This is a genomic window from Leifsonia sp. CL147 (genome assembly GCF_900114565.1).
Lineage (GTDB): Bacteria > Actinomycetota > Actinomycetes > Actinomycetales > Microbacteriaceae > Leifsonia.
Genome location: NZ_FOTM01000033.1, coordinates 1 through 2,654 on the forward strand (window position 1 = coordinate 1; position 2,654 = coordinate 2,654).

At 69.8% G+C, this 2,654-nt stretch carries 2 protein-coding genes; both read right to left on the bottom strand.

All coding sequences use genetic code 11. From position 1 onward, the window contains the following. Positions 1-133 precede the first annotated feature (133 nt). On the bottom strand, positions 134-913 hold the full coding sequence (gene istB / locus BM287_RS17345) for an IS21-like element helper ATPase IstB (RefSeq protein ID WP_090042284.1): 780 nt from the start codon (positions 911-913) through the stop codon (positions 134-136). Further along, entirely contained in the window at positions 910-2,460 is a 1,551-nt protein-coding gene (istA, locus tag BM287_RS17350; protein ID WP_139230735.1) for an IS21 family transposase, read from the bottom strand. The genes istB and istA overlap by 4 nt, the downstream gene beginning before the upstream one ends. Positions 2,461-2,654: the final 194 nt, after the last annotated feature.

Genomic DNA, 2,654 nt, shown 5'->3' on the forward strand with positions numbered 1-2,654 from the left:
TGTCAACGGCCACCAGAAATTGCCCATCGGCGGCCAGCAGAAGTGCCCGCTGGTGGCCAGTGGAAGTGCCCGTTCGCGGCCAGGAGTTCTGCCCATCGGGTTGTGGTGGCCCTGGCCGCGTGAGCGGTCTCGGTTAGGGCATGGGGGTCACCCCCGTGCCGGCGAGGGCTTGGGCGAGGCGGACGGACTCGCCGGTGGTCTGCGTGAGGTGGGCGTGGTGGAGGAGCCGGTCGACGGTCGCGGTCGCGAGGGTCTTGGGCATGAGCTCGTCGAACCCGGAGGGGTGCAGGTTCGAGCTGATCGCGATCGATCGTTTCTCGTAGGCGGCGTCGACGAGCCGGTAGAGGCCTTCGGCGGCGTCGTCTCCGACGGGGAGCAGGCCGATGTCATCGACCACGATCAGATCGGCGCGGAGCACTCTGGCGACGGTGCGCGTGACGGTGTCGTCGACGCGGTGCGCGCGGATCAGCGCGCCGAGGTCTTCGAGCCGGAACCACGCGACACGGAGTCCTTGTTCGACGGCGTGGTGGCCGAGCGCTTCGAGGAAGAACGTCTTCCCGGTGCCGGCGGGTCCGCAGATCACGAGGTTCTCCCGCCGGTGCACCCATTCCAGGGTGCGCAGCGCCTGCTGTGTCGGGGCGGGGATCGTTGAGACGTTCTCGTCCCAGGAGTCGAAGGTCTTCCCGGTGGGGAACCCGGCGGCCTTGCGGCGGGCGGCGAGCATCGACCGGGAGCGGCCAGCGATCTCGGCGTCGAGGAGGGCTTTGACGACCTCCGCGGGTTCCCAGCGTTGCGCTCTCGCGGTCGCGAACACGTCCGGGGCGATGCCGCGGGCGTAGGGCATCTTCAGCTGCCGCATGGTCTGCTCCAACTCCGTCGGGATCGGCGGCGCGGCCGGTGTCGCAACACTCATGCTCCCGCCTCCTCACTCGTCGCGGTGATCTCGGAGACCGGGACGATCGGCTGCCCGATGCTCGCCCAGCCGCGGGTGCCTTGCGCGAGCGAACGCATCTCCGACGCCGCTCTGGCCGGGGTGGCGGTGATCCGGCTGCCGAGGATCGAGGCGAGATCGCCGGTGTCGAATCGGCCGTAGGCGGCGGCAGTGCCGAGGGCTTCGTCGACGATCTCGATCCCGTGGATCCGGGCGAGTTCGACGGCTTCCCGTATCTTCTGGTTCATCCGCTGCGCCCCCGACGCCGCGGCCTCGAGCAGCCAGGCCGCCGCGCCGTGACCGATGCCGAGGAACTCCGCCTCCTCGACCGATCTCGCCTTGATCGGGTAATCGCCCGCGACCTTCACCCCCGCCTGGGCAGGGAAGTGGGCGTCGTCGATCTGCGGGGTCCCGGGGCGGGCGCGCCCGTGACGGGCGACCTCGACGGGGCCGTCGATGCCGTGGTGGACGATCACAACCCGCTCACCGTCGGCGGCGCCCTGGACGCGGACGAACACCTCCGCGCCCATCAGCAGGTGCGGGACGGAGTACTGGCCGTTCTCGAACGCGACCATCGGCGTGTTCTCCCCGACCCGCCGGCTCACCCCGAACGCGATCGTGTGAGCACGAGAAGGGACCGGGTGCAGCCGCTGCTGCTCCTCGGCCAGCAGATCGACCGGACGCCGCCGGGTGACACGGTGCTCCCGCGCGTTGACCTCGTCCATGAACTGCTCGCAAGCCGCCTCGAGCTCTGCGAACGACGCGTATTGGTCCCGCAGGTTCGCGTCGGTGGGCACGAGGTCCGCTTTCGCGAGCTTCACCGACGCTTCAACCCCACCCTTGGACGCCGGGTCCGCGGGCTGGCAGGTCAGCACCGTGACGCCGTAATGCGCAGCGAACGACACCGTCTGGGCGTTACGGACCGGGACCCCGGCGATATGCGCCGTGGTGACTGTCTTCTCGTTGTCGGTCAGGACATACGTCGGCGCGCCCCCGACCGCCCGGAACGTCCGATCCAACGCCGCGAACACGCTCGGGAGCGTCTTGTCACGGATCGGGATCACGACCCGGAACCGGCTGAACGCGAGCCAGGCGACGAACAGCACCGTCTTCACCCCGGCGACCACGGGCCCGTCGCCGAAGTCGTACTGCAACCACAGCCCGGGCTCGACCACCCACGGGCGATGCACCCGTCGGTGACCGGCCCGCCACGACGCCTTCACCGCAGCGACCGCCCGCCTGGTCGACCGCTCCGACCCTTCGAAGCCGATCGATGCGAGCACCTCGTGGACCTTGTCGGCCCGCACCTTGCCCTTCGTCTTCTCGACCAGCTCCTCGATCTTCGGCAGGAACTCGTCCACCGCCCGCGGCCGCGGCGCGGCGGCGCCGACAGGCCGACCCGCGGCTCGCGCCGCGACATGCGCGGCGACCGTGTGATGAGAGCAACCCGCGAGCTGCCCCGCCGCCCGATACGACCCCGTCGCATCGAACGCTTCCAGAATCTCCATGACTTCTCCGTCAGACTTCAACACAGCCCCTTCCCGGGCGACGACGACTTCAGCACCCGTCATCGAACCGGGAAGGAGGACCCACCGCCGCGACGACGCGCGGGGCGGAACCATCAGACGTGGGCAGAACTCATGGCCACCAGCGGGCAGTTCTCCTGGCCACCCACGGGCAGTTCTCGTGACCGCCTACGGGCAGTTTTCCATGGCCGCCGACA

Bases quoted from the DNA above. Each gene is read 5' to 3' on its own strand.
- istB (WP_090042284.1), bottom strand. From the start codon at position 913: ATGAGTGTTGCGACACCGGCCGCGCCGCCGATCCCGACGGAGTTGGAG.